This is a genomic window from Bifidobacterium sp. LH_743, assembly GCF_056355775.1.
The window spans coordinates 1-25,755 of record NZ_JBKESZ010000013.1; the positions used below are offsets into that span (position 1 = coordinate 1).

Below are 25,755 nucleotides of genomic sequence, written 5' to 3' on the forward strand. Positions count from 1 at the left end.
GACGCCAGATACGACTCGAGGGACGCACCCCGGAGGAGTTCCGGGGCATGTCCCTCGCGGTCTAGGGCTGTATCCTAATTAACAGCGTCCAACAATCGGGGCGCAGTTCAAAAGGGGTAAAATGGCAAGACGGCATTTTAACCGATTGGAAGTAGAATACCTGCGCATGCTACCGGCGATCGATTCGGTGACGGAAAGCAGGATCACGTATTCGCGCCAATTCCAGATTGATTGCATGAGGCGCTATCTTCAGGGGGAGAGGCCGACCGCGATTTTCACCGCCGCGGGACTGAGTCCGTCGGTCATCGGGCACAAGCGCATCGAACGCAACATCGCCCGATGGAAGCGCGACGAAAGCATTATGGAAAAGGCGAAGCAGCCGGAATCGTCGGACACGCCCGTCAATACGACTCCGAGCGAGCTGCCGGAAGTGGCCTTGGGCAAGATCCAATCGCTGGTATGCCAGGTGCTGTCGCTGAGCGAACGCGTCGAAAAACTGGAACGTACGGTGGAAGAGTTGCGTAAGGGGGATAGGGGCTGACTGTCCCGTGAATCGTCTTTTCGGCGGTTCGTAGCCGTTTATCTGGTATAAATGGCTATGCAGACGGAGTCTTTGAAGTCCCCCTTCTACTGCCGTCTGGTTTTATAGCCCGTACGAATTTCGACCGCTTTATCGCTTCACTTCAGGTCGTCGTACGGGCTTCTTCATGCGTTGTCGCAGGTTTTCTGGTAACACTTGCTGTAGCACTGTCTGGTAATACTTTCCGGTAGCACTGGTATCGGATTCCGACGGATGATGGAAGGGCTGAGATCAGCCGTCGGGATTGGCCGTGGACCGGTTTGCGACATTGACTGTGAGAGGTGGATGATGACTGCGTATATGGATCACAAGGATCTTGCCAACGAGACGATTGAGGACGCGCGCTCGCGTGAGATCGCGGACGGCGTGCACCGCGTGCTGGACCGTATCGCATCGGCGGAGGAGAAGGCCGGCCGTGAAGCCGGCTCCGTACGACTGCTGGCCGCCACGAAAACACGCGACGTCGGCGAAATCATGGCCGCGATTGACGCCGGCGTGCGCATGATTGGCGAGAACCGTCCGCAGGAAGTGACGGCGAAGGCCGATGGCCTGGCAAAGCGATGCGCGGAACGCGGATTCACGCTGGGCGTCGCCGACGATGCGGCAGATTCGACGGATGCCGCCACGTCCACGCGTATCCCGTTCCATCTGATCGGACAGCTGCAAAGCAACAAAATCGGTAAGGTGCTGCCGGTGGTCAATACCATCGAATCGGTCGATTCGCTTGATTTGGCGGAAAAGATTTCGCGCAGGGCCGTGGCGCGCGGCATCACCGTCGGCGTACTGCTGGAAGTCAACGAATCCGGCGAGGAATCGAAATCCGGATGCGACCCCGCGCACGCCATCCGCATCGCGCAGAAAATCGGCACATTGGACGGTGTCGAGCTGCAGGGCCTGATGACGATCGGCGCGCACGTGGATGACGAAACGGTGATCCGCCGCGGCTTCGCGCATCTGCGCAAGACCCGCGACCTCATTCTCGCGTCCGGCGAGCCGGGCACCGGCAACTGCCATGAACTGTCGATGGGCATGACCGGAGACATGGAACTGGCCATCGCCGAAGGCTCCACCATCGTGCGCGTGGGCACCGCCATCTTCGGCGAGCGCGCGTTCATCTGAATCGCTTGCCTGTCCGATTCGCGGAAGTGGGGGTGGAGGACCGTTTCGTGTCTGAATCCGTGGTTTGGTGCCTGCAACCGTTGTCTTTTCAGGGGGATGCCCTCCTATAGGGGGCAGGGGCTTTCCTTTGTCGGATGTGAACATGGGTGTGTTCGAAGGAGAAACCCATGTCCTGGCTTGCCTGCCGGTCGATGCGCGGGCCTGTTCGCAGGCTCGTCCATCAGACGGAATCGTATGTTTATTCGGCGTCTCGTGCGGCTGTCCGCGCGCATGCGGACGGTGTCGGCCGCGATTCTGGTGACGGTTGCCGTGATGCGGCGGATGGCCGTATGCCGTCGTTTCGTGCGCCGTCGTTTCGTGAGGCAGTCGACATCACGGATGTGGTGCGTTCGCGAAGATTGCGGCGGATTCGTTTCACTGTGGCGCGATGCGTGTCGATGCTGCTGGTCGTGGGTGCGGTGGCGGTGGCGTCGCTGCCGTTTATGATGCAGGCGCGTTCGGCCAGGAGGTTTGCGGAGACTTCCGATTCCGTGGCGCGTATGGTCGCGGGATGGCCGTATCCGATGGCTGAGGACGAGTTGGAGCGGGCACGTGAATATAACCGTCGGCTTGCCGTGGAGGGGCAGCCGGTGCTGGGTGAGGCCGCAGACCCGTTCACGACTGCGGATGATGGGGCCGGCGGTTCCGTGGTTTCCGTGGCGGATGTCGATACGGAATACCAGGGTCTGCTGGATTCCGGCGCGGGGATCATGGGTACGGTGCTGGTGCCCGGAATCGGCGTCGAACTGCCGATCCGTCATGGCACATCCGAACCGGTGCTCGCCGTCGGAGCCGGGCATTTGTACGGCACGAGTCTGCCGGTCGGGGGCGAAGGGACGCATGCGGTGGTCACCGGGCATCGCGGACTGGCCGAATCGATGATGTTCACCCGGCTCGACGAGCTGGACGAAGGCGATTTCATGTACGTCAAGGTCATGGGCGAGACGCTGGGATACGAGGTGGACCGGATCAGCGTGATCGAGCCGGATGACGTTTCGAAGCTGAAAATCGTGCCGGGGGAGGACCGGCTGACGTTGATGACCTGCACTCCCTACGGCGTCAACACGCATCGTCTGCTGGTATCCGGCCATCGCGTGGCCATGCCGATGCCCGCGCCGAATCCCACCGACGTGCACGATCCGCGCGCCGACGGACTGAACGCGCTCGCCGTCGCTGCCGGTTGCGTGGCCGGTGGCACGACGCTGTGCTGCCTGATCATACGTTCCGTCCGGCCGCGTCGAACGGTCGTACGCCATGCCTCCGCCCGTCCGACCGGCAGATGATTGGCGTGCACGTAAGCGGCGTGTACGTGAGTGGCATGCAGGGGGAAAATCCGCGGATCCACACATTCGGAACGCTCCCCGACCCCATCAATGGAGGGTATGGTCCGCATGGTTCCGATCCCTAATGTTTCGAGGCATGGAGGCGCAAGGGCAATCCGCCGCAGCGCCGATGAGGGATGGATTTGCCATGAAACGGATGAGGGACCTGCTTGCCGTTCTCGCGAACCGGCATCGTGGTCAGATACGAGGATGCACGGCTGCGCTCGCGGCTCTTGCGATGCTGATCGGCATGGCCGGAGCGGGGTCGATCGCGTTCGCCGACGAAGCCGCTCCGGTAAACGGCGGCACGGCCGTCGAATCCGTGGACGATCGGACGGATGCGAAACGGCAGATTGAAGCCGATGCCACAGCAAACGATGGCACGGTAGACGGTGCTGCGGAAGACGTTGTTGTGGAAGCCGATACGGAAGGCGGCGACTCCGAAAACGGCGATCCGGATCGGACGACGTCCGACGGGAGTCCGCAGGGGCGATCGGACGGACAACAATCGCAGCAAACGGAAGGCCAGCCTGGGGGCGGACAGCCTTCGACTGGATCCGACGGACTATCTGAGGATGGTGATGCGCCGGTTCAAAACGACGATCGCAAGGACAACGCTGGGCAAGGTGGCTCGGATGATACGGCGGGCAGCGTCGCGGATACGGAAGCCGACGGCGATGATGCCGACAATGCGGACGGCGACGACAAGAACGGCGTCGAAATCGAAGGGAAAGCCGACGACGAGGACGCCGACGATGAGGCGGACGACGGCGACGGCAAAGACGACAAAGCGGACGAAGACAAGGACGCCGACGATAAGGACGATAAGGACGACGAACACGTCATGCGCGAGCGCTTCACCTTCAATCGCAAAACCGTGATGCGATCCGCGGCGAACGAGACCGTGCCGGCGCCGGACCACACGAAAAGCATCGTCTACAACGGCGGCGGCAAATACACGCTGAACCTCGACGTGGTGGGCAAGGACACCCGCGAAACCCAGGAAATCACCTCCAAAATCGAGGTGGTGCTCGTCCTCGACACCTCCGGCTCCATGGACTTCTGCATGAACGGCAGCCAGGGAAGATGCTCCAAGTCGAATCCAAGGCGTCTGGACGCGTTGAAAACGGCGGCCGACAGCTTCATCGACGCCACCGCGACCACCAACGCCACCATCCGGGACGAGAACAGCAAAGTGCGCATCGCCATCACGCAATTCGGCCGGAATTCCGGCTCGGTGCTCCCACTGACCAGTGACGCCACCGTGCTCAAATCGTCGGTGGACAGCCTGTCCGCCGTTGGCGCGACCCCCGCCGACCAAGGCATGGACGCCGCGCTGGCCACATTGAACCAAGCCAGGCAAGGCGCGAAGAAAATCGTCATATTCTTCACCGACGGTGTGCCGACCACGCAAAGCAACTTCAGTCGGGGCGTGGCCAACCGCGCGGTACAGGCCGCGCGAACCATGAAGGCGGCGGGCGCGCTCGTCTACAGCATCGGCATCTTCGACGGCGCCAATCCGGAACAGGAATCGTTCGACAACCGCAGAGAGGACGACCAGGCCAACCAATTCATGCACGCCGTCTCCAGCAACTATCCGGACGCCACCGCGTACAACCGGGCCAACTGGGGGCAGGGAGGCAACCTCGGCTACTACAAGGCCACCAACAGCGCGGACGATCTGAAACGCATCTTTGACGACATCCAGCAGGAGATCACCACGGGAAGCGCCTACAGCGGCGTCTCCATTGTGGATGAGCTATCCGCGTACGCGCAGGTCGACGGCATCACCTGGAACACGGCCGACGCGCGGACCATCGCGGGAAACACCTACTACCGGGTCACCGGAGGCGCGGCGCTGAACGTCACGAATCTGCCGGCCAGCGCCACAGTTCCACGGGAGGGGGCCGACTACACGATCTGGTACGGCGACGCCGGTTCCAGCGGCAACGGCACGATCCGCGTCGAATTCGCGGACGACTACGAGCTGAAGCACGACGCGACCTACACGCTTTCATACGGCATCATTCCGACCGACCAGGCTTACGCGCGGGTCGATATGGTCGGCGGCGGCATCAACTACGACGCGACCGGCGACGAAGGAACCGGCGAGACCTCCGCAGGAAAGCCCGGCTTCCGTTCGAACGCCTCTGCACAGGTCTGCTACACGTTCGACCGGCAATCCGACTGCGCGGCCTACCGGCATCCTGTGCTGCAGGTGCCGTCCGCCGACGTGGTCGTGACGAAGCATTGGGAAGGCGGCTCGCCATCCGGTTCGGCCACGTTGCGCATCGACCTCATGCAGGACGGCGCATCGATGGCCGGCAGAGACCTTTCCGAGGACGACGCCGTATCGACCGGCGAATGGCGGGCGACGTTCCACGGCATGATGCCGGGCGACTACACCGTCACGGAAGGCACGATCGCAGGCTACGGCGCGAAGAACGGCGTCACCTCGGTGCCGATCTCCATCACCAGAGCCGACATGTGGGCCGCGTTCGACGAAGGACGTACCGCGACCTACGAAGCCTCGTTCACCAACGTACGGCAGACGGTGGCCGCGCTGCCATTGTCGGGTGCGACGGACGAACGGACATGGCTGATCGTGGCCGGAACGGCCGCGCTGATCCTGCTGCTTGCGGGCATCATCGGACTGGCCGTGACCGGATGTGGACGGCCGCGGTGAACGGAAATCGGATGCAAGCCGGATGAATCGTCCGGAAGCCGGGAATCGGCCGAATTAATCGAACAACTTTCGCAAAACCAACCAATCGGCCATGGAAACAGGGCCGAACAAACCAAGAAAGAGAGGTCTCTCATCATGAAGACGAGAAGACTCTGCGCAGTAATCGCCGCGGCGGCAACCCTGCTCGGCGGCATGGCGTTCGGCGCGGCCGGAGCATACGCGGCCGGCGACGCGTCGATCGAAGTGCGGCACTCGCGGGAAGGGCACAGCTACTCCGCGTACAAGTTCGCATCGCTCACCCCCGACGGCGACGCCGTGCAGGTGGACACGGACGCCGACTGGGTCCAGGCGGTGACCGCCGCCGTGGCCTCGGCCAACGACACGATGTCCGCCGGCGCCATGCCAAGCGAATATAACGGCAATCCCGCGGCCTTCGCCGCCACCAAAACCGGAGATGATGACGCGGCCTGGTTCCGCTCCTTCGCCGGCGCGCTGGCCATCGGCAAGGGCGTCACGGCGGACGGAACCGTCACCGGCAACGGCGGATCCGCGACCATCAGCCCGCTCGAGGAAGGCTGGTACCTCATCACCGATGTGGACAAGGACGGCAACCGTGGCGTCAACGCCATCGTCGCCACCACGCTCGACGGCGTGGCCAAAACCTTCACAGTAAAGGGCGACCCGGCCACCGGCCAGGGCAAGATCGACGCGGTCGGCGCGTTCGTGGCCAAGAACGAGGACAAGCCCGAACAACCGGACAAGACGGCCGACCAGACCACCACGGCGGACGGCGTGGGCATCGGACAGACCGTCACCTACACCATCGCGCTGGACATTCCAGCCGCGGCCGAAGGCTACGACACCTACCCGTATTTCGTGAAGGACGTCGCATCCAAAGGCCTGACGGTCAACAAGGACTTCTCCGCGAAAATCGGCAGCGCGGATATGCCGTTCACCTACGTGACCGAGCCGACCAGCGGCTCCGACGGCAAGACCACCACCGTGCTGGAATTCGATCTGGCCGGCAAGAGCGGCCGTCTGGTCATCACCTACACCGCCGTGGTCAACAAAGACATCATCGCCGCGGGCGGCAAGATTTCCAACACGGCGTCCGTGTCCCGTGACGGCGAAGCGTGGATTCCGCCGGTCGAATTCGAGTCCTACACCGGCGGCTTCGACTTCCACAAGTACGGCGTCGGAAATGATGCCGACGGCCTGGCCGGAGCGACGTTCAACGTGTTCGAAGGATCCGCGGTGTCGACGACCCCGCTCAGATTCGTCAAGACCGGGGAGGGCGCGTACCGTCTCGCCGAGACCGGCGAGGAGGGCGATGAGGTCTCCGCCGACGTGGTCACCACCACCGGCAACGTGAGGATCACGGGGCTGAAATCCGGCGAATACACGCTGAAGGAGATTGGTTTCGTGAAAGGCTATGCGAAGAATTTCGTGCCGACCTTCACCGTGAAGCTCAAGGTTGACCAGAAGAGCGGTGCCTCGACCTTCGAACTGGTCGGAGGCAACAACCTCGGCCTGGCGAGCATGGGCGGTAGCGATAAGACCCAGGTCATCCAGGTCAAGAACGTGAAGAACATCACGCAGCTGCCGCTCACCGGCGCTGCCGGAACCGCGCTGTTCACCATCGTGGCCCTGGTCATGGCCGGAGCCGGATTGCTGATCGCGTTCCGGTCCCGTGACGTCGATTCAGGCGCCACAACCGGCGTCTGACGGCCACGGCCTGACTTCCGGTCCGCGTCCAGCGGACGCGGCCGGACGGGCCGAGCCAACCAGGCAACGGTGCCTGTACGGGTGGGTGAGTCGCCGGGAACACCGGCGGCCCACCCACTTTTTCGCATGTTCCCCGTGCATCTCCCGTGCGTCCGGACATGAATCGACGGTACTGATTCGGGGGTGCGACCGGTCGGCGGTTGAACGACCACCCCCAAGTGGATACGATAGTGGAAGAAGAGAGCAATCGAATGGCATGACGGAGGCCGATTCGACTATGCGATGGGGTGCTGCACGGTCGCAAACCCGTGCCGCGCCCGCATCGCACCAAGCCGAAAGGGAACATCATGCACAACGGCGGTGGAACATTCAGTCCGGAGGAAGTCGAATATCTGCGATCCCTGCCGGTGGTCGCCGAAGCGACCTCGAAACGCATCACCTACACGGAATCGTTCAAACACAACTGCATGCGCCGCTACCTTGCGGGCGAATCACCGGTCGAACTGTTCCGGGAAGCGGGCCTCGACCCGTCGCTGATCGGCTATAAACGCATCGAACGCTGCTTCGCGCGATGGCGTACGATCCCATGCCGCATGCACACGGACAAGCTGGTGCCGGTCGACGGATGCGTGCCGGACGATGGCCGTGCATCGTATGACGGCCATACTGCGGACGGTGGAAGGATGGCCGCCGCGGACGTGGAAGCACGTACGGTCGCCGTGTCCGCATCCGCGTCTGCGTCACGAACGGACACCGACGTGCGCGACCTGCTCATCGTCCAGCAGGTGCGGCGCATCGACGCGCTGGAACGTGAGGTCATCGCCCTGCGTGCCGAACTTGGCCGCGGATGACGGCTCGCATACGGTGGAGATCGGACGGACGCGTCGGTAGCGACGCATTGCGCGCAGGATGACGACTTGCGCGCGCGGAGGGCGGGCGGAAGGTAGACTGGCGGGTATGAGAATTGCACGTTTCACACATGATGATGTACCGCAGTACGCCTTCGTACAGACCGACAAGGACGACGGCAAGGACTACCTCGTGGCCTTGAACGGCTACCCGCTGTCCGGAAAGGCCGTCGAGCCGACCGGCGAGCGCTATCCGGTGGATGGCGACGGCATTCGTCTGCTCGCGCCGGTCATTCCGTCCAAGGTGTACGGCCTGGCCAAGAATTATGAGGCGCATGCGCAGTTCATGCACGAGGCCGGCCATTCCGAGATCAAGCACGCGCCGGAGGATATGGTGATCTTCACCAAGCCGAGCACGTCCGTGATCGGTCCCGATGATCCGATCGTGATTCCTCCGTGCTCGAACGACATGAACTTCGAACCGGAATTGGCTGTGGTGATGGGACGCATCGCCAAGAACGTGCCGGTGGAGAAGGCCATGGATTACGTGCTGGGCTTCACCTGCGTGAACGATGTGACGTTGCGCGACCTGCAGGGCCTCGATCCGATGTGGACGAGGGCGAAGGGTTTCGACACCGCGTGTCCGTTGGGTCCGTGGATTGTGACGCGTGACGATGTGAATTGGAAGGATGCGAAGATCTCCTTCACGCTCAATGGCGAGGATGTCGAGATGGCGTCGGGCACCACGGCGAATCTGATTCATGGTATTCCGGAGCAGATTGCGGCGATTTCGAGCTTCACCACGTTGCTGCCGGGCGACGTGATCATGACGGGTACGCCGAACGCTTCCGGTCATCTGGATCCGGGTGATGAGGCGATTGTGCACGTCGAGGGCGTCGGCGATCTGCGTAATGTGGTGGTGCGTGGCTGACCGTCGCTGACGATTGCCGTCTGTTCCTGGTTGCCTGGCCGTGTGGCTGCGGTTGCCTGGTTGCGGACGGATTCGGCGGTCGGCTGGTTGTTGACGAGCCTTTGTGTATGGCGGGTTTCGTGGCGTTTATGGCGTCGCGGACCCGCCATCGTCGTATTTTCGGACGCCTTGCTCAATTGCGGAATCGGTTATATCTGATTTCGTTGCCGTTTCCCCGATGAAATCAGTTATAACTGATTTCATCATCATTTCATCCGACAAAATCAGTTATAACTGATTCTTTATGTCGTATGGGAGGTATGTATCCGGAGTACTTTGACGGCGATGCCATTTAAGAAACGCAAAACTTGAGTGTGTTCGACTCAAGTTTTGGGAATATAATGGCGGTGAAGTCGGTTGGGCATATCAGACAACGACATATGCGCCCCGGCCCGGACGCCTTCCGATCGGTCCGGGCGGGACGCGAACCATGGAGGATGATATGGAACAGAAGTTCACGCAGATGGCCCAGGAAGCGCTTTCCGACGCCATCCAGAACGCGTCGGCACTGGGCAATCCGCAGGTCGACACCCTGCACCTGCTTGACGCGATGCTGCGTCAGGAAAACAGCATGGCGCGCGCTCTCATCGAAGCCGCGGGCGGTAACGCGCAGAACGTGAGCGCCGAAACGCACCGCGCGCTGGGCAATCTGCCGAGCGCCAGCGGCTCGACCACCACGCAACCGGACGTCAGCCGCCAGCTCGCCGCGGTGCTGTCGCAATCCGAAAAGGAAATGCAGCGGATGGGGGACGAATACGTCACCGTCGAGCATCTGCTCATCGCCATCGCGGCCGCGAAGCCGAACCAGAGCGTCGACATCCTGGAGAAGAACGGCCTGGACGCGGACAAGCTGCGCAAGGCCGTGCCGACCGTGCGCGGAGGCGACAGGAAGGTCACCAGCCCGGACGCCGAAGGCAGCTACAAGGCGCTGGAAAAGTACTCCACCGACTTGACGGCCGCGGCCAAGGAAGGCAAGCTCGACCCGGTGATCGGACGCGACCAGGAAATCCGCCGCGTCATCCAGATCCTGAGCCGCCGCACCAAGAACAACCCGGTGCTGATCGGCGAGCCCGGCGTGGGCAAGACCGCCGTGGTCGAAGGCCTCGCGCAGCGCATCGTCGCCGGCGACGTGCCCACCACCCTGCAGAACAAGAAGCTCATCTCGCTCGACCTGGGCTCCATGGTGGCAGGCTCCAAGTACCGTGGCGAATTCGAGGAACGCCTCAAGAGCGTGCTCGAGGAGATCAAGAAGGCCGATGGACAGATCATCACCTTCATCGACGAGATCCACACCATCGTCGGCGCGGGCGCCGCGGAAGGCTCCATGGACGCGGGCAACATGCTCAAGCCCATGCTGGCCCGTGGCGAACTGCGCCTGATCGGAGCGACCACGTTGGACGAATACCGCGAGAACATCGAAAAGGATCCGGCGCTCGAACGTCGTTTCCAGCAGGTGTTCGTCGGCGAGCCGAGCGTGGAGGACACCATCGCCATCCTGCGTGGCATCGCCCCGAAGTACGAGGCGCACCACAAGGTCACCATCGGAGACGACGCGCTGGTCGCCGCCGCGACGCTGTCGAACCGGTACATCTCCGGCCGCCAGCTGCCGGACAAGGCCATCGACCTGGTCGACGAGGCCGCCGCGCACCTGCGTATGGAACTCGACTCCTCGCCTGAGGAAATCGACGAACTCACCCGCCAGGTGGAACGCCTGAAGATGGAGAAGTCGTATCTGCTGGGCAATCCGAAGAATGACAACGCCGCCGAAAAGGCCGAAAGCGAACTCGACGACAGCGCCAAGGACCGTCTGGCCGACCTGAACAAGGAAATCGCCGACAAAAGCGAGAAGCTCAACGGGCTCAAGGCGCGTTGGGATGCCGAAAAGAGCGGACACAACCGCATCGGCGACCTGCGCAAGAAGCTCGACGAGCTGCGCACCCAGGCCGAACGCTACGAGCGCGAAGGCGACCTGGCCAAATCCTCCGCCATCAACTACGGCGAGATCCCGGCCATCCAGAAGGAGATCGCGCAAGTCGAAAAGAACGAGCAAAACACCAAGGAAGACACCTCCGCCGACGTGCCGATGGTCCCCGACCGCGTGGACGCCGACTCCGTCGCCGAAATCGTCTCCGACTGGACCGGCATCCCCGTCGGACGCCTCATGCAGGGCGAGAACGAGAAGCTCCTGCACATGGAGGAGTATCTCGGCAAGCGCGTGATCGGCCAGAAGGAAGCCATCAAGGCCGTGTCCGACGCCGTGCGCCGCTCGCGTGCCGGCATCTCCGACCCGAACCGCCCGACCGGATCGTTCCTGTTCCTCGGGCCCACCGGCGTGGGTAAGACCGAACTCGCCAAGGCGCTCGCCGACTTCCTGTTCGACGACGAGAAGGCCATGGTGCGCATCGACATGAGCGAATACATGGAGAAGGCCTCCGTGTCCCGCCTGATCGGCGCCGCGCCGGGCTACATCGGATATGAGGAGGGCGGCCAGCTCACCGAGGCCGTGCGTCGTCGTCCGTATTCGGTGGTGCTGTTCGACGAGGTGGAGAAGGCCAATCCGGAAGTGTTCGACGTGCTGCTGCAGGTGCTCGACGACGGACGTCTGACCGACGGCCAGGGCAGGACCGTGGACTTCAAGAACACGATCCTGATCATGACCTCCAACCTCGGCTCGCAGTTCCTCGTCAACCCCGACATGGACGCGGACGCCAAGAAGAAGGCCGTGATGGACGCCGTGCACATGCAGTTCAAGCCGGAATTCATCAACCGTCTGGACGAACTGGTCATGTTCCACCCGCTGACCCGCGAGGAGCTCGGCGGCATCGTGGACATCCAGGTGTCGCAGGTCGCGGAGCGCTTGACCGACCGCCGCATCACGCTCGACGTGACCGATTCGGCCCGCGAGTGGCTGGCCAACGCCGGCTACGATCCGGCATACGGCGCCCGTCCGTTGCGTCGCCTGGTGCAGACCGAGGTCGGCGACCAGCTGGCCCGCATGCTGCTGGCCGGCGAGGTGCACGACGGCGACACCGTGCTGGTGGACCAGACCGGCGGCGACCATCTGGAGCTGTCCGCCTGGGCTGCGGACCAGCTTGAGGACATGGGCGAGGATGAGGTGGACGGAACCGATGGTTCCTCTGATTCGGCTGATTCCGCCGGTTCCTCTGATTCGGCTCGGTGACGTCGATTATGCCGATTCCTGGCCTTGGCAGGGAATCGGCGGCATTAGCCGATTCGAGGCTGAATTAATGAATGGCTGATTAATGGCTGGCGGCCGTCGCTGGACGGCTGTCGGCCATTTTGTTTTCCGATTCCGGATGACTCTCCGGCAGTCTGTCGTAGGCCTGCAACACCAGTCCTGCGACCGACAGCACGGTCGAGCCGAGCAGTATCGCGATCGCCAGCTTCGGCTGCACGCCGAACGCCAGCCACAATGCGCACGTCCATACCGCGACCACCATCGTCACCGACGTGGTGATCTGCAGCACGCGTGCACGGATCTCATGGCCGATTGCGGCGCGGAAAAGCGCTTCCTCCGCACTGTCCGCCTGCTTTTTCCCGGTCTCCGACTGCGACCGCGCGGCCAGTCGCCGCCGGACGATCGTGTTCGCCAGGGAAAGCACGACGACCACGCCTACAAACGCGAAATACGGGTCGCGCGAACCGGCCGGGAAAATCCAGGAAATCACGCACAGCAGCAGGCTGTACGCATATACGATCGCCATGCCAAGCGAAACCAGGGAATCGCCGTTCGGCCGACGGCGACGCAATGCCGGCAGGCCGCGCTGATGGATCGGCGCGGCGCAATAGAACATGACCGGCGTGATGACGATGGCATGCAGCCACGGATTGGTCATCCAGCCCGGCAACGCGATTCCGGCGAGCGACAGCAGCGTCACGACGAGCGTCGGAATGGTGAGAATCAGGGCGATGACGAGACGTTTGCCGGGATGGTCGAAGGTGGAAGTGGCGTTGTCGTCGTTGTTCATCGGGGCCGCTGTTTCGCCGGACGTTCCTTTCGTTTGCGGCGTTTTCGTTTGTGACGCCTCCGGCCGCGACGGAATGTCCGTCGGCGCGTCCGTGCTCGGGAACAATCGCAGCAAAGCCCAGGTCGCGATGGCCGCGGCGACGATCGACACGGCCGCCAAAAACAGATCGAATCCCATGATGTCCCTTCGAGATGTCTCTTCAAATACGCGGGCAAGTTCGCGCTCGGCTGATTTCAGCATAGTGCACGTTGGCATGGCATGCGGTCGTTCCTCCGGATGAACGCGAATATGGACGGATATGGGCTGATGCACGTTTGCCGTGGTGCGTTCGGCATGATATAGTCGAACGTATGTTCGATAATCCTGTGTTTGTTGTGATATTGCTGGTGGTCGTGGCCGCGCTGGGGGCGGCCGCGGGCTTCTTCGCGGGGCGTGCCAAAGGGCAGGACATGGCCCGTGGCGCCAAGGAATCGGATCTGAACGAGGCGAAGGCGCAGATCGAGGCGGACCGGCAGGATATCGGCGACCTCAACGCGAGTGTGATGCGGTACCGCACGCAGGCGGAGGGGCTCGCGCAACAGCTGACGTACCTCAAATCGCAACTGGCTCAGGCGCAACGTGCCGAGGAGATGCGTGCGGAACGTGAGCGTCAGCGTGCCGCCGACGAGGCGGAACGCCGCCAGGCCGAAAGCGAGCGGAAGATGCAGGAGCAGAGCAAGGTGCTGTCCGCCCTGGCTCCGGTGCAGAAGAACCTTGACGCGCTGCAGGAGAAGGTCGCGCAGATCGAGGAGGGGCGCAAGCATGAGATGGGCGCGCTCGGCGAGCAGCTCAAAGGACTCGGCGAGCAGCAGGCGCGTCTGGACCGTGAGACGAGCGCGCTGTCGTCGGCGCTGCGCAACAACAAGGTGCGAGGCGCGTGGGGCGAGGCCCAGCTGCGCAACATCGTGGAATCGGCGGGCCTGCTGGAGCACGTCGATTTCGACACCCAGGTGGTGGTCACCGACGCCGACGGGCATACGCAGCGGCCTGACATGGTCATCCACATGCCCGGTGGCAAAAGCATTCCGATTGACGCCAAGGCGCCGTATGCCGACTACCAGCGCGCGTGCGAGATACCGGACACCGCGCCGGCCGAGGAGCTGGCGCGTAAGGACGAGCTGCTGCGTGCCCATGCCAAGGCGGTGCGCGAGCATGTGAAGACCTTGGGAGACAAGGCCTACTGGAACGCGTTCAGCGACGCCCCGGACTTCGTGATCGCGTTCATCCCCAACGAATCGCTGCTGCAGGCCGCGTTGGAGACCGATCCGACGCTGATGGACGACGCCTTCGCGCAGAAGGTGGCGCTGACCTCGCCGATCACCCTGTGGGCGGTGCTCAAATCCGTAGCCTACGCGTGGCAGCAGCAAAGCCTGACCGACGACGCGAAAATGCTGTTCGACCTGTCCCGAGAACTGTACGAGCGTTTCGCGGTGCTGGGGGAGCGGGCCACCAAACTCGGCTCCGCCATCACCAAAACGGTGGGCGCGTACAACGCGTTCGCATCATCGCTCGAATCGCGTGTGCTCGTCACCGCGCGAAAGCTGCAGCGCGTCGACCAAAGCAAGGTCATCGCCCCCGTCGAAATGATTGCGCCCGAAAAAGCGGACATCCGCGAGCTGACCGCTCCCGAAACCAGTGGCGAGTAGCTTTTGGACGTGCCGTGGACGGGATGTTCGACAGAATCGACGTGGGCCGGACGGGATGTTCGACTTCGCATGCTTTGCGTTGATATGGCGGCCGCATTACGATGTGAATGACGAGTTGAAAGGATGGGTTGGGAACCATGACCGAAGAGAACACTTTCCGCAGGACGGCACCGGTTTCGGCGCAGGACCCCGCCGTCTGGTCCGACGCCGCATCGACGGAATCCATGGTCGATTTCGCCATGCTCGAGCCGCGGGACCAGCTCAAAACACTGCTGCAGGCCGAAATGAAGGACAAGCCGTTCTCAGAGCTCTCCTCCGTGCTGTTCGACCATCGCGGGGCCTCGATCGTCGGCCATATCCTGCTTGACACGTTGGAGGAGGCCGGCTATTCCGTAGACGACTTCGACGCCGTCGGCGCGCTGACCGCAGCGGCCGTGCCGCTGGTCTCCGCCATGATCCAGGCCGCCGCCTCCCGCGGCGAGGACCTGAACGGCTTCGTCATGGACTTCGTTTACCCGTCCATCAAGGGCCCGTCGATCGCGGGCAAGCGCGTGGTGCTGATCGATTCCTGGCTGTCCGAGAAATCGTATGTGCAGACCTCCTCGCTGGTCACCCTGCGCAACGGCAACGAACTGAGCCTCGACTTCTCCGTGGTGGAGAACGAAGGCGCCGAAGTGCTGGCCGTCGCCTCGCTGATCGGCGGCGTCGACATGGCCGATCCGACCATCAAGGTCATCAACCCGGTGAACGGCGAGGAATCCCAGCTGCCGTTCGTCGAAGTCTTCAAGGAATCCGAGCTCCACTGAATACGGGAATCCGCATCGTTCGCGATGGCGGAACCGTCCAGTGACATTTTGTCGCCTTGCTGCCGATTTGTCGGTGCTGCCACTTCGCTGGAAAATGCCATTGGATGTTTCTGATGGAATGCATGCGTGGCTGCCCGTGCCGGACGACCGAAACACAGTCTGGATCCATTCAGACGATTAGTACTTTTGACTGTTCCAACAAGGAGGGAACGTGCACGACCCCAATCCCATCGACGTGGCCGCACAGGCGTCAGGTGAGCCGACATTCCGCGAGGTCGGCATAGGCCCGTGGTCGCAGACCCATCCGGGGAAGCCGCGTCCGGACGACGTGTCGTCCCCGAATTACGATGCCCGCTTCGATTCAACGTTGCTTGACGAAGGCGACCGCCGCAACGTGCTCGACCGGTACCGCTACTGGACGGTCGAGGCCATCAAGGCCGATTTGGATTCCCGTGGCCGCCACGACTTCGAAGTCGCCGTGGAGAACTGGACGCACGATTTCAACATCGGCTCCATGGTGCGCACTGCCAATGCGTTCCAGGCGCGACGCGTGCACATCGTCGGCCCGCACAAGTGGAACCGCAAGGGCGCGCTCATGACGGAGCTGTACCAGCACGTCGAGAATCATCCGTCCATCACGGAGCTCGTCGAATGCTGGAAGCTGCGCATCGCGGGCGAAATCGCCGCCGCCCAAGCGCAGGACGAGGCCTTGACTCTCCGTTTCTATAAGGCCCGTAGTGAAGACGACACCAAAACGGTCGCCGAAACATTGAGGCAGCTGCAGAAACTGGAAGCGAAAATCGCCGAACTGGAGGCCGCGCGCATCATCGCGCTTGACATCGTCCCCGGTGCCGTGCCCATGGAAACCTACCATTTCCCCAAGCGATGCCTCATGCTCTTCGGTGCGGAAGGCCCCGGCCTGTCCGAAAAAGCGCTCGAACTGGCCGACGACGTGGTCTACATCTCCCAATTCGGCTCGGTCCGCTCCATCAACGCGGGCGCCGCGGCCGCCGTCTCCATGCACGCCTGGATCGCCCAGCACGCCGCACCCCAAGCCTGAGGCAAGATTCTTGCCATGCTCATCGCGATGACGGTTCCGATGAATCACCGTGCCGCTGTGCCGATAATCGTCATACTGTCGAATTGCGATGAACGTGGCTTTGCGGTCCTTGTCCGGCCATATCGGAGCGAAAAGCTCACCCGGCGAATCGTGCGTAGGCATTATGAAAATCATGGGAAGCCATCGGCACGCCGGCCTGTTTGAGTTTGCGGATCAACGGCGCCCTTTGCAGAACATCGTCGAACGTGAAACGGATGATGGCGGTGACTCCGGCTTGCCGAAGCGCCTCTTCTCGCTCGCGTTCGAGAAACACGGTCCCCTGTATGCTTCGACGGTCGGTCATATTCGGATTGACGTACTTCGCCGTGCCATCGAATTCGCCGACGATGATCCGCCCGTCGGCCAGCTTCCATAGAAAATCGACCCTGTAACTTTTGCCGTTGACGACAAACGGGACTTGGATCATGGGTGGCATGAACCCTTCCTCGATCATGGTTCCTCTGGCGAAGGATTCTCCTCCGTTATCGCTGTTCGGATTCGCGTGGAGAAGCAGTTTCGAGACTGCCGGATGGGCGCAGGGATTCTTCTCGCATTCCGCAAGCACGTCGTCGGCCGTGACTCCGTGCGCGAATGCGGAATCGAAAACGCTGAGAGCGCATCGAAAATACAATGTGGATGAGCAGTCGATCAACGTGCGGGCGGGATTTGTCGCCAGAAAACCGCCTATCCGAACCGGAACGCAATTCGGAACGTAAATACGTTTGGTGGGAGGCCTTGCGCGAATTTTGCCGCATTCCCGTCCGACAATGGTCAATTGATGGGCGCTATGAAGGCTCCACGGATGGTCGAAGCCATGAATCGTCGCTGCCGTGAGCCCCGCGAAGATCCAATGAGGGTAGATTCGAGCCATCGAACGTGCTATGTGGAGCGTTCTTTCCGGGGGCGATAGGTTGTTCCAATAATCCTGCGGAAGATACAATCCGTGGCCCGCACGGACGAGTTCGCCGCATTTCATCCTGCGCCGCAATGCGGCGTTTTCGGCTTCATTATGGGAATACGCGCATCTGCGTTCCATGATGGCTTCCTCGATGATTCTGTTTGCTCGGGCATGATTCTTCATGTTTCGACGGTAAAAGACGGAGGAGTTCGGAGCAAGCGCAAACGAGGGCTGTGGTCGGAGATTCGCCAACATCGCGTGTTCCAACGTGTTTGATTTTGGATGGGCTTGTGGATAACTTGCCGGAAGCCCGTAAAATCGCGGTTTCCGAAAATGAAAACAAGTGTGTGAGATTTGTGAGCACACGTCGCGCGCTCATGCCACGAATGCGTGCCGCGCCCCTACGCCGTGCACCTACCCACACCCCTATGTCGTAAGCCCATGCCGCAACTGCGTGCCACGCACCCATGTCGCACGCCCGTGCCGTGAGGCCATGCTGCTCGCCAATGCCGCAAGCGTATGCTGCTCGCCCATACCGCAATCGCATGTCATGGCCCATGCCGAGCGCTTATACCGAGCCTCCATCGGTTTGCTCGCCCCCATGCCGCCAAACCGACGCTGAGCGGTGCGTGAGCGTCGGTTTCGCAGAATCTGGACATCCAAACCGACAGTGGGGGCTCTAAGCATCGGTTTGGTCGATTGGCTTCTGCGGAACCGACGCCTAGGACTCTCTCACCGTCGGTTTGGTGGAATGGGTTAGAGGAAACCGACGGTGGGTGGTGTGTGGGCGTCGGTTTGGCGGAATGGAGGCGATTGAAGCGACGGCTGGGACGGTGTGAAATGAGGCACGCGCTCGTCACATAGACGCGTTACTGTTAGGGTCATGCCTACTTTCACCAAAGAAGAAATCGTGCATTTGGGCGATCTTGCCCGAATCGCACTCACGGACGAGGAAATCACCCGTCTGCAGGGCGATCTGAACGTCATCGCCGAATCCATCAACAAGGTCCAGGAAGTCGCCACCGATGACGTGGAACCGACCGCGAACCCGATTCCGCTGGAAGCATACCTGCGTCCGGACGTCCCCGAGACCCCGCTGACCCAGGCCGAGGCCACCGCGGGAGCCCCGGTCTCCGAGGCCGGCATGTTCGTCGCACCGCGAATTCTGGGACAGGAGTGATATGAGCACCGAAAGCACCACCGAACTCGTCAAGCTTTCCGCCGCCGAGATGGCGGCCAAGATCAAGGCCAAGGAAGTCTCCAGCCGTGAGCTGGTCGAGGCCCATCTCTCGGTCATCGAAGCGGCCGAGCCGAGCGTCAAGGCCTTCCTGAAGGTCTCCGCCGACCAGGCCCTCGAGCAGGCCGACGCCTTCGACGCCAAGTCCGACGAGGACAAGGCGCAGCTGCCGGAGCTTGCCGGCGTGCCGATCGCCATCAAGGACATGATCGTCACCAAGGGCATCGAGACCACCGCCGCCTCCAAGATCCTCGAAGGCTGGGTGCCGCCGTACGACGCCACCGTCATCGAGAAGCTCAAGGCCGCGGGCATGCCGCTGCTGGGCAAGACCAACCTCGATGAGTTCGCGCAGGGCTCCTCCACCGAGCACTCCGCCTACCAGACCACCCACAATCCGTGGGACACCGACCGCGTTCCCGGCGGTTCCGGCGGTGGTTCCGCCGCGGCCGTGGCCGCGTTCGAAGCCCCGCTGGCTCTCGGCACCGATACCGGCGGCTCCATCCGTCAGCCGGGCTCGCTGACCGGTACCGTCGGCGTCAAGCCGACCTACGGCGGCGTCTCCCGCTTCGGCGCCATCGCCATGGCATCCTCCCTCGACCAGATCGGCCCGTGTTCGCGTACCGTGCTCGATGCCGCCCTGCTGCAGGAGGTCATCGGCGGACACGACAAGCGCGACTCCACCTCCATTCCGGAAGGTCCGCGTCCGATGGTCGCCGCCGCCCGCGAAGGCATGAAGCGTGATCTGAAGGGCCTCAAGGTCGGCCTGATCAAGGAACTCGGCGGCGATGGCTTCCAGCCGGGCGTCATGGCCCGCTTCAATGAGGGCGTCAAGAAGCTCGAGGAGATGGGCGCGGAGGTCACTGAGGTGTCCCTGCCGCACCTGCCGTACTCCCTCGGCGCCTACTACATCATCATGCCGTCCGAGGTCAGCTCCAACCTGGCCCGCTACGATGGCATGCGTTACGGCCTGCGCGTCATGCCGCCGGCAGGCGTTCCGCAGACCGCCGCCAACATGATGGCCTACACCCGTGAGGCCGGCTTCGGCGACGAGGTCAAGCGCCGTATCATCCTCGGCACCTACGCGCTGTCCGCAGGCTACTACGACGCCTGGTACGGCTCCGCGCAGAAGGTCCGCACCCTCATCATCGACGACTTCAAGAAGGCGTTCGAGAAGGTCGACGTGCTCGTCGGCCCGACCAGCCCGGTCACCGCCTTCAAGTTCGGCGAGAAGACCGAGGACCCGATGGCCATGTACGCCATCGACATCACCACCATTCCGGCCAACCTCGCCGGCGTTCCGGCCATGAGCATTCCGGCCGGCCTGAGCGATGATGGCCTGCCGGTCGGCTTCCAGTTCCTCGCCCCGCAGCAGCGTGACGAGGTCATGTACAAGCCGGCCGCGGCCCTCGAAGCCGCGCTCGAGGAAAGCTGGAACGGTCCGATCTGGCAGTCCCTGAAGACCCCGTGGCTCGACGGTCTGGACAAGTAAGCATCGGAGGAAAGAAGACAAAATGGCTGAAAAGTTGATGAAGTACGCCGATGCCGTCAAGAAGTTCGACCCGGTCATCGGTCTGGAAACCCACGTGGAGCTGTCCACCAAGACGAAGCTGTTCTGCCCGGCCGAAGTCCACTTCGGCGGCGAACCGAACACCCAGCTCACTCCGGTGAGCCTCGGTCTGCCGGGCTCCCTGCCGGTGGTCAACAAGACCGCCGTCGACTACGCGATCAAGCTGGGCCTCGCCCTGCACTGCGAAATCGCGGAATGGAGCCAGTTCGCCCGTAAGAACTACTTCTACCCGGACATGCCGCGCGACTACCAGATCTCGCAGTACGACAAGCCGACCAACGGCAACGGCTACCTCGACGTCGAGCTCGACGACGGCACCATCTTCCGCGTGCCGATCGAACGAGCCCACATCGAGGACGACGCCGGCAAGAACACCCACGTCGGCGGTGCCGACGGCCGCATCGAAGGCGCCGACCACTCCCTGGTCGACTACAACCGCGCCGGCGTGCCGCTGATCGAGATCGTGACCAAGCCGATCGAAGGCGCCGGAGAGCGCGCCCCGGAGATCGCGGGCGCCTACATGCGCGCCATCCGCGACATCGTGCGCGCACTGAATATCTCCCACGCCCGCATGGAGCAGGGCAACATGCGCGCCGACGTGAACGTGTCGCTGCGCAACAGCCCGTCCGATCCGTTCGGCACCCGTTCCGAAACCAAGAACGTGAACTCGTTCCGCGGCATCGAGAAGACCATCCAGTACGAGATCCGCCGTCAGGCCGCCATCCTTTCCGAAGGCGGCGAGATCCTGCAGGAGACCCGCCACTGGGACGAGGCCTCGCAGACCACCGCCGGCGGTCGCGTCAAGTCCGACGCCGACGACTACCGCTACTTCCCGGATCCGGATCTGGTGATGCTGCACATCACCAAGGAGCACATCGAGGAAATGAAGGCCCAGATGCCGGAGATGCCTCGTGAGCGCCGCAACCGTCTGAAGGCCGAATGGGGCTTCAACGATCTGGAGATGCGCGACGTGCTCAACGCCGATGCCCTCGACCTGCTCGAGGACACCGTCAAGGCCGGCGCATCCGCCGCAGGCGCGAAGAAGTGGTGGCTGGGCGAACTGTCCCGCGAAGCCAACAACAAGGGCGTCAGCCTCGAAGAGCTGCCGATCACCCCGGCCGATGTGGCCGAGGTCGAGAAGCTCATCGCCGACGGCAAGCTCAACGACAAGCTCGCCAAGCAGACCGTCGCGGGCGTGCTCGCCGGCGAAGGCACCCCGGACGAGGTCGTCAAGAAGCACGGCTACCAGGTCGTCTCCGACGATGGCGCCCTCGAAAAGGCAGTGGACGACGCTCTCGCGGCCAACCCGGACATCGTCGAGAAGCTCAAGAGCGGCAACATGAAGCCGATGGGCGCGATCATCGGCGCCGTCATGCGCGCCACCCGCGGCCAGGCCGACGCGAAGGCCGTCACCAAGATCGTGATGGGCAAGATCAAGTGACGTTCCGGCGATTGCCGTCCGTCGCGCGATCCGCATAATCGCGAATAGCGACAGTGATCACGAACAGTGATCATGACAACAAAAGGCGTATGTTGTGCGATTCCTCTTACCGCATAACATGCGCCTTCTGTTATTGCTGTGTCATTGACTGGCTGCGCTGTCGCCGATTATTGACTGCACTATCGTGCCATCGGCCGTATTATTGGCCGACCTACGGCCTCTTTGTCCGTTTTTCGTACGTTTCGGCAATCGTATGAAGGAAAAATCCATACGATTCCTCCGACGAAACTCCCAGCCGGCGTCCAGTCGGGTACAATACCGTCGGTATGTGTGTGGCGAGGGACCGCACCGAAGGACATAGGAAACGAGAATCATGTCAGAACACGCTGAAACCACAGCGAAGGAACCGACGGCGGACCAGCGAGCGAGGGAGCTCCCGGGACGCATCGACATTCCGCCGATCAAAGGCGAGATGGTGCACCTGCGCCCCGCCACCATCGAGGACATCGCCCAGATGGACCGAATCGAAGCGTACATCGGCGCCTCCGGCATCACCGGCAAGGACCGTGTGGCCGAACGCGGCGCCGTGAACGCATGGGTGCGCCGTTCCGTGGCGTGGTCCAAAGGGGAGGCATCGTCCGAATCCGGCGTGGGCGACCCGGAATCCCGTCGCACCATCGCATGGTCCATCATCACCGAAGCCGACCATGACGGCGACGGCGAAGTCGACGCGGCCTCATCGGACAACGTGATCGGCATGATCTTCCTCATCGACATCGACGGCTGGGCGCGTTCCGCGCGCATCCAGGTGGTGCTCGGCAAGGACTACCGCGGCCGCGGCTATTCGCGCGACATCATGCCCCGCGTGATGACCTACGGTTTCGCGCCGGAGCCCGCCGGCCTCGGCATGCACCGCATCTGGGTGGCCGTGCCGGAGCAGAACACGCGTTCCGTATCCGTCTACCAGTCGCTTGGCTTCGTGCCGTCCGGCCGTTCGCGCGACGCCCTCTGGAACGCTTCGCAGAACCGCTACCAGGACCTGATCGTCATGGACACGCTCGTCGACGAATTCGACCCGATCCGCTCGCTCGACGCGTTCGGCATGCATGTGATCGAAGACAATCCCGGCGTCAAGGAGGCGTTGAGCGCCCGCGAGCATTCAATCGCCATCCAGCTCAACACCGCTCATGACGACGATTCCGAAGATACGGACGCCAAGCAGAACGGAAACGGCGAACAGACGCCGGTCGCGGCCAAGACGGCCGCCGCAAACCAGCAGGAAACACGCTCCGACGAGCCGGCCGAACAGGCCGGACAGGCGACGGGCGATGCCGACAACACCTGGCCGTACGGCTCGGGTGAACGCAAGACATCGAAGGACGCTTGGTGGCGTACGCTCGGCCGTGGCCGCAAGCGCGATATGGAAGGCAAGTGATGAGCGCCGAAGATCTCGACAATTACGAAACCGACGCCGAACTGGCGCTGTACAAGGAATACCGTGACGTCATCAAGCTGTTCACCTACGTCGTGGAGACCGAGCGTCGTTTCTATCTGGCCAACAAGGTCGATTTCAATGTGCGTTCCGCCGGACAGGACGTCTACTTCGACGTTCGTCTGACCGACGCATGGGTGTGGGACGTGTATCGTTCCAGCCGTTTCGTCAAGAACGTGCGCATCGTCACGTTCAAGGACGTGAACGTCGAGGAGGTCCAGAAAACCGATATCGACATCCCCGAAAGCATGTGACATTTACGGGAAACCGGCCTTCGCAGGTTCGTCGAGTGGCTGGTTTCCCCTATTTATGACGGTTCCATCGATTTTCAATTGACGATTTTATGGCGATTCCCGCCAGACATGGCGCTGATTTTGTGTGCATATGCACAGTCGCGCTGTGCGTTTCCCTACCTTCGGGTAAACTATTTTCGATTTTGTTTTAAGGAGACTTCAAAGTGACGCAAAAGCAATCCGTGGTGATTATCGGCGGTGGCCCTGCTGGCCTGACCGCCGCGTGGGAGCTCGTCAAGGACGGTGGCTCCGACAAGTACGACGTGACCGTGCTGGAGGCTACCCGCGAATTCGGCGGCATTTCCCGCACCGTCAAGCATGACGGCAATCGCATGGACATCGGCGGCCATCGCTTCTTCTCCAAGGACGACCGCATCATGGACTGGTGGAAGGAAGTCCTGCCGCTGCAGGGCGCTCCCAGCTATGACGACAAGAAGCTCCACCGCGAGCATGATATGGAGCCGGGCGGCCCGGATCCCGAGGTCGAGGACAAGGTGATGCTCAAGCGCCACCGCGTGTCCCGCATCTACTGGAACCGTCATTTCCTTGACTATCCGATCTCGCTGAGCGCCAACACGTTGAAGGCCATGGGCTTCAAGCTGACCATGGTCGCCGGTTTCAGCTACCTGAAGTCCATGATCCACAAGCTGCCGGAAACCAATCTGGAGAACTTCTACATCAACCGTTTCGGCCGCAAGCTGTACTCCATGTTCTTCGAGGGCTACACCGAGAAGCTGTGGGGCCGCCATCCGTCCGAGATCTCCGCCGACTGGGGCGCGCAGCGCGTCAAGGGCCTGAGCATCATGGGCGTGCTGAAGAACGCCTTCCAGAAGCTGCTGCCGAAGAAGCGCGACAATTCCGAGGTGGAGACCTCCCTGATTGAGGAGTTCTGGTATCCGAAGCTCGGCCCGGGCCAGCTGTGGGAGACCGTCGAGTCCAACTGCGAGGCCGCCGGCGTGAAGGTCATCACCGACGCCAACGTGGTGGAGATCCGCCAGAAGGACGGCAAGATCGCCTCCGTCGTGTATGAGGATTCCGAAGGCAACCGCACCGAAATGGCCGCGGACGACTTCATCTCCTCCATGCCGGTCAAGGATCTCATCAACGCCGTGGACGCGTCCGACAAGCCGGCGCCGAAGGACATGACCGAAATCGCCAATGGTCTGCCGTACCGCGACTTCGTCACCGTCGGCCTGCTCGTCAAGCACCTGCGTCTGACCAACACCACCGACATCCCGACCCTCGGCAACCCGCCGATCGTGCCGGACTGCTGGATCTACGTGCAGGATCCGGGCTACAAGGTCGGCCGTCTGCAGATCTTCAACAACTGGAGCCCGTACCTGGTCAAGGACGTCGACAACACCGTGTGGATCGGCCTCGAATACTTCTGCGAGGAAGGCGACGCCTTCTGGAACATGACCGACGAGGAGGCCACCAAGTTCGCCATCCAGGAGCTCACCCGCATGCAGGTCATCAACGGCCCGCAGGACGTGCTCGACTCCCATCGCGAACGCGTCAAGAAGGCCTACCCCGCCTACTTCGACACCTACGACCGCATGCCCGAACTCGTCGACTACCTCGACTCCTTCGGCAACCTCTACTGCGTCGGCCGCAACGGCCAGCACCGCTACAACAACATGGACCACTCCATGGCCACGGCCATCGAAGCCGTCAAGAACATCAAGAGCGGTGAGACGTCGAAGAAGAACGTGTGGTCGGTGAACACCGATAAGTCCTACCACGAGGAGAAGTAGCGATTCCCTCATCCTCGAAATTGTCTCTTTGAAAGGAAACTTTTTTAAAGGGAGCTTCAAAGGGATTTGAAGGACGTGAGAAACGTGGGCCCGCCGGCGTGATTGAACCGCACCCCGATTGTTGGACTGAAGAAATTCAGATTCAATGATCGGAGGTGCGGTTCTTTCGTATGCGCGAGGATCGAAGGAAACACTACGACGACGG

The 25,755-nt window shown here is 62.2% G+C and carries 19 protein-coding genes; 17 read left to right on the top strand and 2 right to left on the bottom strand.

Features of this window, described 5'->3' with window-relative positions:
* The first annotated feature begins 121 nt into the window (after positions 1 to 121).
* The 8 genes from AC1ATL_RS10265 (at position 122) to clpB (ending at position 12,470) form a co-directional block, all read left to right on the top strand.
* Complete coding sequence (locus AC1ATL_RS10265) at positions 122 to 541, top strand: transposase (RefSeq protein ID WP_476570144.1); 420 nt, start codon at positions 122 to 124, stop codon at positions 539 to 541.
* Positions 542 to 868: 327 nt separating this feature from the next.
* Entirely contained in the window at positions 869 to 1,699 is an 831-nt protein-coding gene (locus AC1ATL_RS10270) for a YggS family pyridoxal phosphate-dependent enzyme (RefSeq protein WP_476570145.1), read from the top strand.
* Positions 1,700 to 1,866: 167 nt separating this feature from the next.
* Positions 1,867 to 3,021: a class C sortase gene (locus AC1ATL_RS10275; RefSeq protein ID WP_476570146.1), complete on the top strand. Its 1,155-nt coding sequence runs from the start codon at positions 1,867 to 1,869 to the stop codon at positions 3,019 to 3,021.
* Between the two features lie 187 nt (positions 3,022 to 3,208).
* On the top strand, positions 3,209 to 5,746 hold the full coding sequence (locus tag AC1ATL_RS10280) for a vWA domain-containing protein (RefSeq protein WP_476570147.1): 2,538 nt from the start codon (positions 3,209 to 3,211) through the stop codon (positions 5,744 to 5,746).
* 135 nt (positions 5,747 to 5,881) lie between these two features.
* The gene (locus tag AC1ATL_RS10285) at positions 5,882 to 7,471 is read left to right on the top strand and encodes an isopeptide-forming domain-containing fimbrial protein (RefSeq protein WP_476570148.1); all 1,590 of its coding nucleotides are present in this window, start codon (positions 5,882 to 5,884) and stop codon (positions 7,469 to 7,471) included.
* A gap of 347 nt (positions 7,472 to 7,818) precedes the next feature.
* The gene (locus AC1ATL_RS10290) at positions 7,819 to 8,322 is read left to right on the top strand and encodes a hypothetical protein (RefSeq protein WP_476570149.1); all 504 of its coding nucleotides are present in this window, start codon (positions 7,819 to 7,821) and stop codon (positions 8,320 to 8,322) included.
* A gap of 106 nt (positions 8,323 to 8,428) precedes the next feature.
* Positions 8,429 to 9,250 (top strand): fumarylacetoacetate hydrolase family protein, encoded by an 822-nt coding sequence (locus tag AC1ATL_RS10295; protein ID WP_476570150.1) that lies wholly within the window; start codon positions 8,429 to 8,431, stop codon positions 9,248 to 9,250.
* A gap of 481 nt (positions 9,251 to 9,731) precedes the next feature.
* Entirely contained in the window at positions 9,732 to 12,470 is a 2,739-nt protein-coding gene (gene clpB, locus AC1ATL_RS10300) for an ATP-dependent chaperone ClpB (RefSeq protein WP_476570151.1), read from the top strand.
* Between the two features lie 79 nt (positions 12,471 to 12,549).
* Here the strand turns inward: clpB and AC1ATL_RS10305 are convergent, their stop codons facing one another.
* Complete coding sequence (locus AC1ATL_RS10305; protein WP_476570152.1) at positions 12,550 to 13,455, bottom strand: ATPase P; 906 nt, start codon at positions 13,453 to 13,455, stop codon at positions 12,550 to 12,552.
* 173 nt (positions 13,456 to 13,628) lie between these two features.
* Here AC1ATL_RS10305 and AC1ATL_RS10310 point away from each other — a divergent pair, with 173 nt between their 5' ends.
* The 3 genes from AC1ATL_RS10310 to AC1ATL_RS10320 all read left to right on the top strand — a co-directional run bounded on the left by AC1ATL_RS10310 (position 13,629) and on the right by AC1ATL_RS10320 (position 16,829).
* On the top strand, positions 13,629 to 14,963 hold the full coding sequence (locus tag AC1ATL_RS10310) for a DNA recombination protein RmuC (protein WP_476570153.1): 1,335 nt from the start codon (positions 13,629 to 13,631) through the stop codon (positions 14,961 to 14,963).
* Between the two features lie 137 nt (positions 14,964 to 15,100).
* Positions 15,101 to 15,769, top strand: a complete 669-nt coding sequence (locus tag AC1ATL_RS10315; RefSeq protein WP_476570154.1) for a type I phosphoribosyltransferase — start codon at positions 15,101 to 15,103, stop codon at positions 15,767 to 15,769.
* A gap of 514 nt (positions 15,770 to 16,283) precedes the next feature.
* Positions 16,284 to 16,829, top strand: a complete 546-nt coding sequence (locus AC1ATL_RS10320) for a TrmH family RNA methyltransferase (RefSeq protein ID WP_476570157.1) — start codon at positions 16,284 to 16,286, stop codon at positions 16,827 to 16,829.
* 136 nt (positions 16,830 to 16,965) lie between these two features.
* Here AC1ATL_RS10320 and AC1ATL_RS10325 read toward each other — a convergent pair whose 3' ends face one another.
* Positions 16,966 to 18,033, bottom strand: a complete 1,068-nt coding sequence (locus AC1ATL_RS10325) for a type IV toxin-antitoxin system AbiEi family antitoxin domain-containing protein (protein WP_476570155.1) — start codon at positions 18,031 to 18,033, stop codon at positions 16,966 to 16,968.
* Between the two features lie 616 nt (positions 18,034 to 18,649).
* Here AC1ATL_RS10325 and gatC point away from each other — a divergent pair.
* From gatC to AC1ATL_RS10355, 6 genes are all read left to right on the top strand, one after another.
* Complete coding sequence (gene gatC, locus AC1ATL_RS10330) at positions 18,650 to 18,946, top strand: Asp-tRNA(Asn)/Glu-tRNA(Gln) amidotransferase subunit GatC (RefSeq protein ID WP_026646917.1); 297 nt, start codon at positions 18,650 to 18,652, stop codon at positions 18,944 to 18,946.
* A gap of 1 nt (position 18,947) precedes the next feature.
* Complete coding sequence (gatA, locus tag AC1ATL_RS10335; RefSeq protein WP_432624660.1) at positions 18,948 to 20,492, top strand: Asp-tRNA(Asn)/Glu-tRNA(Gln) amidotransferase subunit GatA; 1,545 nt, start codon at positions 18,948 to 18,950, stop codon at positions 20,490 to 20,492.
* 22 nt (positions 20,493 to 20,514) lie between these two features.
* A complete protein-coding gene (gatB, locus tag AC1ATL_RS10340) occupies positions 20,515 to 22,011 on the top strand; it encodes an Asp-tRNA(Asn)/Glu-tRNA(Gln) amidotransferase subunit GatB (RefSeq protein WP_432624785.1) in 1,497 nt (498 codons plus the stop codon).
* A gap of 373 nt (positions 22,012 to 22,384) precedes the next feature.
* Entirely contained in the window at positions 22,385 to 23,446 is a 1,062-nt protein-coding gene (locus AC1ATL_RS10345) for a GNAT family N-acetyltransferase (RefSeq protein ID WP_476570156.1), read from the top strand.
* Entirely contained in the window at positions 23,446 to 23,757 is a 312-nt protein-coding gene (locus AC1ATL_RS10350) for a DUF2469 domain-containing protein (RefSeq protein WP_432624490.1), read from the top strand. Before AC1ATL_RS10345 ends, AC1ATL_RS10350 begins: the two co-directional genes overlap by 1 nt.
* Before the next feature lie 203 nt (positions 23,758 to 23,960).
* Positions 23,961 to 25,550, top strand: a complete 1,590-nt coding sequence (locus AC1ATL_RS10355; RefSeq protein ID WP_026646921.1) for an NAD(P)/FAD-dependent oxidoreductase — start codon at positions 23,961 to 23,963, stop codon at positions 25,548 to 25,550.
* The last annotated feature ends 205 nt before the right edge of the window (positions 25,551 to 25,755 follow it).